Origin of the sequence: Streptomyces sp. SBT349, assembly GCF_001083795.1 — a bacterium.
In the GTDB taxonomy this organism is placed as follows: domain Bacteria; phylum Actinomycetota; class Actinomycetes; order Streptomycetales; family Streptomycetaceae; genus Streptomyces.
Map to the genome: position 1 here is coordinate 1 of NZ_LAVK01000385.1, position 6,678 is coordinate 6,678.

Annotated in this window: 6 protein-coding genes; 1 reads left to right on the plus strand and 5 read right to left on the minus strand. The window is 73.2% G+C overall.

All coding sequences use genetic code 11. From position 1 onward, the window contains the following. Together ADY01_RS40020 and ADY01_RS30735 are read right to left on the minus strand one after the other, a co-directional pair. Positions 1 to 447: hypothetical protein (locus tag ADY01_RS40020; protein ID WP_049579990.1), on the minus strand; the 447-nt coding region annotated here is incomplete at its 3' end. A gap of 18 nt (positions 448 to 465) precedes the next feature. Then, on the minus strand, positions 466 to 1,197 hold the full coding sequence (locus tag ADY01_RS30735; RefSeq protein ID WP_063784420.1) for a hypothetical protein: 732 nt from the start codon (positions 1,195 to 1,197) through the stop codon (positions 466 to 468). A gap of 94 nt (positions 1,198 to 1,291) precedes the next feature. Between ADY01_RS30735 and ADY01_RS30740 the strand changes: the two genes are divergently transcribed. Next, on the plus strand, positions 1,292 to 2,053 hold the full coding sequence (locus tag ADY01_RS30740) for an alpha/beta fold hydrolase (protein ID WP_049579992.1): 762 nt from the start codon (positions 1,292 to 1,294) through the stop codon (positions 2,051 to 2,053). A gap of 113 nt (positions 2,054 to 2,166) precedes the next feature. Here the strand turns inward: ADY01_RS30740 and ADY01_RS30745 are convergent, their stop codons facing one another. The 3 genes from ADY01_RS30745 to ADY01_RS30755 all read right to left on the minus strand — a co-directional run bounded on the left by ADY01_RS30745 (position 2,167) and on the right by ADY01_RS30755 (position 6,510). Further along, complete coding sequence (locus ADY01_RS30745) at positions 2,167 to 4,671, minus strand: Hsp70 family protein (RefSeq protein WP_049579993.1); 2,505 nt, start codon at positions 4,669 to 4,671, stop codon at positions 2,167 to 2,169. Further along, complete coding sequence (locus ADY01_RS39450) at positions 4,668 to 5,156, minus strand: hypothetical protein (RefSeq protein ID WP_053171380.1); 489 nt, start codon at positions 5,154 to 5,156, stop codon at positions 4,668 to 4,670. The genes ADY01_RS30745 and ADY01_RS39450 overlap by 4 nt, the downstream gene beginning before the upstream one ends. An 88-nt stretch (positions 5,157 to 5,244) precedes the next feature. Next, positions 5,245 to 6,510 (minus strand): hypothetical protein, encoded by a 1,266-nt coding sequence (locus ADY01_RS30755; protein ID WP_049579994.1) that lies wholly within the window; start codon positions 6,508 to 6,510, stop codon positions 5,245 to 5,247. Between the last annotated feature and the right edge of the window lie 168 nt (positions 6,511 to 6,678).

Genomic DNA, 6,678 nt, shown 5'->3' on the forward strand with positions numbered 1-6,678 from the left:
TTTTTTTTTTTTAAAGCAAAAGCCGGCATACGATATTCGCTTTATTCTGGTGGGCTCGGAGATGTTAAAAAGAGACAGGCCGACCCCCAGCAGGCCAACCGCCCCGTGCTCCCCGATCTCCCGCCACTCCCCCCGCACCACGGTGACCCGCGGCTCGTCCGCGAACACCTCGCTCGCCACCTGCGCCAGCTCGGGCTCCCGCTCCACGCTGATCAGCCGCACGCCGGGACCCGCCCCCGAGGTGAGCCAGGCCAGGCCCACCCCGCACCCGGTACCGGTCTCGCCGATGGAACTGGACGCGCCGCCCGCCAGGGCATGCAGCAGCCGTCCCTGCTCGGGGCGGCAGGAGAAGGCGAACCCCTGTCCCCGGGCCACCTTCACCGCTCGCGCCACCAGAGGTGGCAGGTCCTTGATGCCCAGGTACGCGTCTGTTCCGTTCACCGACATGCCGGGAGTATTCCCCGCTCAGCGGCCCGCAAGTGGACGCCAGTACTGCCTTGACGACCTGTCGCGGACGACGAAGCCCAGCTTCTGCACCTCCTCCCCCAACTCCGTCACGTCATCGCGCTGTTTCTTCTCCAGCGCCTTCTCCCTCGCCTTCAGCACCGCGTTCGCCGCGGGCGGCAGATCCGGATGGTCGGGCACCCAGCGCCGGTACAACTCCTCGTAGGGATCGCCCCCTTCGGCCCACGGGTAGCCGTGGCCGCCGAAGCCGCACGCCAGGTCCCCGGCCCGGCCCTCGTACGCCTCGCGCATCAGCTGGCGTGTCTCCCGGTCGAGGATCACCAGCTGCTTGCCGTCCATGAACACCGTGCCGACGTCCTGCCGGGCGAAAATGCGGGTCCTGCTGTCCTTCTCCACCCGTATCTCCTGGTCGGACAGCGTCACCTTCAGACAGGACGCGACGATGAACGCCGCGCCCACCAGGCCCAGCAGCAGTCCCGCCCCGCCCAGCGCGATGGCGACCCACCGGCCCTCGAAGGACGCGATCACCTCGAACGGCCCCGGCACCGGCAGCCATGGCCGGTCCGCCGCCCACTCGGCCACGGACGGCAGCACGATCCCCAGCAGCGCCCCCAGCACGGGCGCGCCGACGATGATCAGCAGCCGGTCGACGAGGGACAGGCCGAGCTCCGTGGTCTTCGCCGTCCCCACCGTGACCCCCGTCTCCCCCGTTGTTGTCTCGCTTGACCTCATGCGATCACGGTAGGTGAGGAGAGGGGCACCGCACAGCTGACGAAGGTCTAGAATTCCCCCCGCCGAAGGTCAACTTTAGTTGTAGGGTCACCGCGTGCCCCTCCCACTCCTCTCCCACGACTACGACCACGCCGTGAAGGGCCCCGCGCTGCTTCTGCTGCACTCCTCGGTCTGCGACCGCAGGATGTGGGATCCCCAGTGGCGGATCCTGCTGGACGCCGGATTCCGCGTCATACGCTGCGACTTCCGCGGCCATGGCGACACCCCCGCGGCCGACGTGCCCTACCGCGACGCCGACGACGTCCACGCGCTGCTCGACGAGCTGGACATCGCGGAGACCGCCGTCGTGGCCTCGTCCTTCGGTGGGAAGGTCGCGCTGGAGCTGGCGGCCCGGTGGCCGGAACGCGTCAGGTCACTGGCCCTGCTCAACACCGCCTCCCCCACGCACGAACCCTCGGCCACGCTGCGTGACTTCGACGAGCGGGAGACGGCGCTCATCGAGGCGGGCGACCTGGAGGGCGCGGTCGAGCTGAACGTCAGCACCTGGCTCGGCCCCGAGGCGGACGGCAACACCAGGGCCATGGTCCGCCTGATGCAACGGCGCGCGTTCGAGGTCCAGTTGGCGGGGGAGGACGTCGACGCGCTCCCCGCCGCGTTCGACCTGGGAGCCATCACCGCCCGCACGCTCGCCGTCTCGGGGGCCCACGACCTCCCCGACTTCCGGGAGATCGCGGCCGGGCTGCCGAAGGTCGTCGGCGGCGCCCGCCACACGGAGCTGCCCTGGGCCGGGCACCTGCCGAACCTGGAACGCCCCGCTGACACCGCCCGGCTGGTGCTGGACTTCATGTCCGCCTGAGGTCGAGGGCCAGGGCGAGGGCGAGGGCGGCCGAGCCCGGAAACCCCGCACCGCACCGCACCGCCCCCACCCCGCCCCCACACCGCACCGCACCGCACCCACGCCGCCCGCGCTCAGCGGCCCTGGACGGTGGAGCCGGAGCCGAGGACCGGGGGCGGCGGGGCCTCGGGAAGGAGCGTCTGGAGCTCGATGTTGATCGAGCGCAGGCGCTCCTGCGCCCCCTCGTCGCGAGCCCGCCTGCCGTCCGCGATCAGGCGGGCGGCGCGTCCCGGGTGGCGCATGCCGTCCTGGTGGCGGGCCAGGTTGTCGAAGATCAGCGGTTGCAGGACGCCGGCGCGGTCGAGGATCCGCAGCGCGTGCTCCCGCAGCCGCTCCGTCCGCTGGCGCAGCAGGTCCGCGTCGCGGGAGTCGACCGCCTGCGCGATGTCCTGCTCGAACAGGGGGAGATCGGCCCGGTCCGTCTCGCTGCCGTGCGCGGCGACCAGGTCGCGGACCTCCACCATGAGCGCCTCGGCCTCGCGTACCAGTTCCGGCCAGGCCAGCTCGCCCTCCAGCGCGTCCAGGGCGAGCCGCAGGTCCAGCAGGCGGCTGGTGGCCAGCCCGGCCTCGGCCGGGTCCTGGCGGGCGGCCACGATCGCCCGGTCCACTTCGGCGAGCAGGTCCTCGTCCTCGATCCGCTGGAGCAGCAGCCCGGCCACCGGGCTGTCCACGGTCCGCCCGCGCACGGTCAGCTCCGCGAGCCTGGCGCGTTCCGCCTCCGCCTCGCGCGCCAGCTCCCCCGCCTCGGCCCCCGGCTCGCTGAGCAGGCTGACCGTGGTCTCGAACGCCTCGTCGAGCAGCGGCACGAAGGCGCTGACCTTCACCAGCCTGGAGGCGTCGATCTCGATCGTGAGCTGCACCTCGCTGCCCGCGGGAACGGTCCTGCTCACCCGGTCCGCGCCCACCTCGATCGAGCCGATGGTGCGGTTGCGGTCGGCGCGCGGCCGTTCGCCCTCGAGGACCGGGATGCGGATCAGGCCCCCGCCGTGCCCCCGGTCCACGGTGACGGTGGTGCGCAACGGCGTCGTGCGCCGCGCGGGCAGCCGCGCGCCGCGTTCCACCAGGCCGCGCACCTGGTTGTCCGCGAGGGCGACGCCGATGGCGTGGGTCAGCATCGGCTCCTCCTCCGAGGAGCCCACCGTGTAGGTCAGCCGGTCGGGCGTGACGGGCCAGCGGGTGCCGGAGGAGTCGGTGAGGTGGACGAGGAACGTGTTCCTTCGGCCGCGCTCGGCCCGCAGCGTGCTGGAGAAGTCGCCGCGCTCGGACAGGGAGATCCTGCCGCTGCGCCACGGCGGGTCCGACCCCTCGTTGACCAGCTCCACGGCGAGCCCGGCGGTCGGCGCGCCGTCGGGCCCCGTCACACGGGCGACCACCACCGGATCGATGTCCGGGCTGACGCGCGGATACTCGGCGCGCAGGGTGAACGCCCCGGCGCGCGGCGTCTCGGGTGCGCCCCAATCCTCGGGGAGCGGCTGCGCCCCGGCGAAGATCGCGGCGCCGCGCGCGACCACGGTCATCGGGTCGTGGCCGAAGTCGAGCGGGATGCCGAGCCCCTCCCGGGGATCGGCCAGGCGCTCGCGGAGGAACGGCATGGCGGTCGGGCCGCCGACCATGATGGTCTTCTCGATGTCACCGGGGCCGACGCCGAACTCCTCAAGAGCCGTGCGGCACAGGTTCACCGAGCGGGTGACGAACGGCTCGGCCAGTCGTTCCACGTCCTCGCGGCGCAGCTCGTGGTCGAACTCGAAGCGCCGGCCCCGGTCGTCGGCCAGCTCCACGAAGATGTCGGCCGTCGCGGTGCGCGAGAGCCTGATCTTCGCGGTCTCCGCCGCCTGTTTGAGCGCGGAGACGGCACCGAGCCAGCGCCGGTCGCCCCGGGCGAGCCCCGCCAGTTCCGGCACCTGCCGGGCGGCGGCCGGGATCAACAGCTCCTCCACGATGCGCCAGTCGATGAGCTTGCCGCCCAGGTAGTTGTCCCCGCGGTGGCCGACCACGGAGAACTCGCCGTCCCGCAGCCGAATCACGGCCGCGTCGAACGTGCCGCCGCCGAAATCGTAGACCAGCCACATCGCGTTCTCGTCCGTGGCCTGGAAGCCGTAGGCGTGGGCCGCCGCGGCCGGCTCCTGGAGCAGGCGCGTGAACGTCAGCCCGGCGAGGCGCGCGGCGCGTTGGGTGGCCTCGCACGGGCCGAGGCCGAACGCGGCGGGCACGGTGATCACCGCCGCGCGGACCTCCTCGTCGAGGCGGGTGGTGACGTCCGTGCGCAGCGAGGTGAGGACCTCCGCGGAGAGCTGTTCGGGGGTGAGGGTGCGGCCCGAGGCGGGAAAGACCTTGTCCTGCCCCGCCGTTCCCATCCGCAGCTTGAATTCCAGACAGGTGTTCTCCGGGTCGCGCTCGGCGCGGTCCCGGGCCGCCCGGCCCACGTAGAGGCGGTCCCTGCGGTCGATCCAGACGGCGGAGGGGGTGGTCTCGTCCCCGTCGTTGTTCTTGATCACCTCGGCCCGCACGTCGTGCAGCACGGCGACCGCGCTGTTGGTGGTCCCGAGGTCGATTCCGATGTCGATGGTCGTGCGCGTCACCGCTCCGCGTCCTCGCTCTCCTGGCTCTGCGGGCTCTGCGGGCTCTGCGGGCTCTGCGGGCTCTCCTGGCTCTGCGGGCTCTCCTGGCTCTGCTGGTTCTCCTGGCTCCGCGGCTCGTCCTGGCCGCCCGGCTCGTCCTCCGGTGGGGTGCCGACGATGACCTCGCCCATCGCGATGGCCGCGCCGTGCAGGTAGACGGCCGGGCGAACGGTCTCGATGACCTCGTCGCGCGTCAGACCCGGGGTCGGCTGGTAGGCCAGGACCCGCATCCGCAGGCCGGGATCGAACGCCGTGCCGTCGTAGGAACGCGTCTGGACGCCGCTCTCGGCGAGGGCGTCCACCAGCGCCTGCGAGTGGTACCGCACCCCGGGGGGCGTCTCGCCGACCGACGCGACGACCTTGTTGTGCAGTCTCCAGGCGGCGGTGGCTACTTCGGCCAGCGCGCGGGCGTCGAGCGCGACCGCCCCGGGCGGGAACTGTGACATCACACCTCGTTCTTCGGGAGTTGACGGCCGGATCGGAACGGAACGGAATGGGTCAGAACGGAACGGATCAGAACGGAACGGGGCCGGGTCAGCCGGTCAGGAGGACCACGAGCAACGCGACGATCCCCGCCAGGACGACGAGGCATCCGGCCGTCGCGGCCACCGGGGAGACCTCCCTGCCGCCACCCCCGCCCCGCGCACCCGTGGCCACGCAGATGTCGCAGTAGGGGTAGCCGTCCTCGGGCATGAACTCCCTCCGGCCGCACCGGCGGCAGCTGCCCGTCGCGGAGGCCGCGCCGTCCCACCACTCCGACGGCAGGTGGGACGGCACCGCCGCGGCGAGCGTGTCGATGTTCTGCTGGATCACCGACCGGCCCTCGGCGCTCACCGCCACCGTCAGCGCCCTGCGGTACCCGGCGATGGCCGGGGCGACGTCGCCGGTGGCGTTGAAGTAGCCCGCGAGCGCCTGGCAGGCCGCCGCAGCCACCGTGTCGCGGACCTTGGCGTAGTCCTCGGCGTTCAGGCGGAGTTCCCTGAGCTCGTCCAGGCGGGGCTCCGCGTCGGAGAGCAGCCGGTCGGCGTGCCGGACCCCGGCCCTGGGCGCGGCCTCGGCGTTCCGCACCGCCTCCGTGCACGAGAGCATCAGGACGTTGGCCAGCAGCACCCCGAGGTCCCGCTCGATCGGAACGCGGACATGCCCGCTGGCGGCGAGGCGCTGGGCCGCCCGCAGCCGGTCGAGGGCCGCGGTGAGGTCGGGGTCGCCCACGGCGGACTCGTCCTGCGCCTTCTTGTTGACGCACGCGACCGCCCGCACATGGACGGCGGACGCGACGGCGTCCGCCGCGCCCGCCGCCACGGGGTCCTTCGCGCCCAGGACGACGCGCAGCACCCGCAGGTCCGCCTCGGAGTCGTCGACCAGCGCGCCGGCCGCGCGGATCAGCACCCCCGGCGCCTCGCCCGGCCCCGCCGCGGTGTCGATCCGCAGCCTGACGGCGGAGGCGACCGGCGCGGTGGCCTCGGCGAGAACCGCCTTGACCGTGGAGTCCCGGACGAACCCCTTCATGACGGCGACATGCTGGCGCGCGGCGGCGTCGCCGCCCCTGACCCGGGCCGCGCGGACGGCCTCCGCCGCGTGGATCGTGAGCAGAACCCGCGGCAGCGCCTCGCGGACGGCGGCGGCCGAGACGGCGCGCAGCCGGGGGTCGCCGAGCTCACGGATGCGGCCGTCGAGCAGGCGCCAGCCCGCGTCGTCGTCCAGCGCCAGGCGCCAGGCGGCGTAGGCGCGTTCCCACTGGCTCCTGCCGGGCGGGACCTCCGTCTCGCGGCCTTCGAGGACGGTGGCGTGGGCGAGCACGGCCAGGTTGTGCAGGGCGATGCCGCGCTGCTCCGGATCCGGCCCCCCGTCCCGCCGTGCAGATCCACCGCGCGGGCCCGGGCCGTCGCCGTGGACAGCGCGCGGTCGTGCACCAGCAGCGCCTCGGCTATCTGGTCGCCGACCCGCTGCACCGGGTTGAGCGCCGAC

Bases quoted from the DNA above. Each gene is read 5' to 3' on its own strand.
- ADY01_RS30735 (WP_063784420.1), bottom strand. From the start codon at position 1,197: ATGAGGTCAAGCGAGACAACAACGGGGGAGACGGGGGTCACGGTGGGG.
- ADY01_RS39450 (WP_053171380.1), bottom strand. From the start codon at position 5,156: ATGTCACAGTTCCCGCCCGGGGCGGTCGCGCTCGACGCCCGCGCGCTG.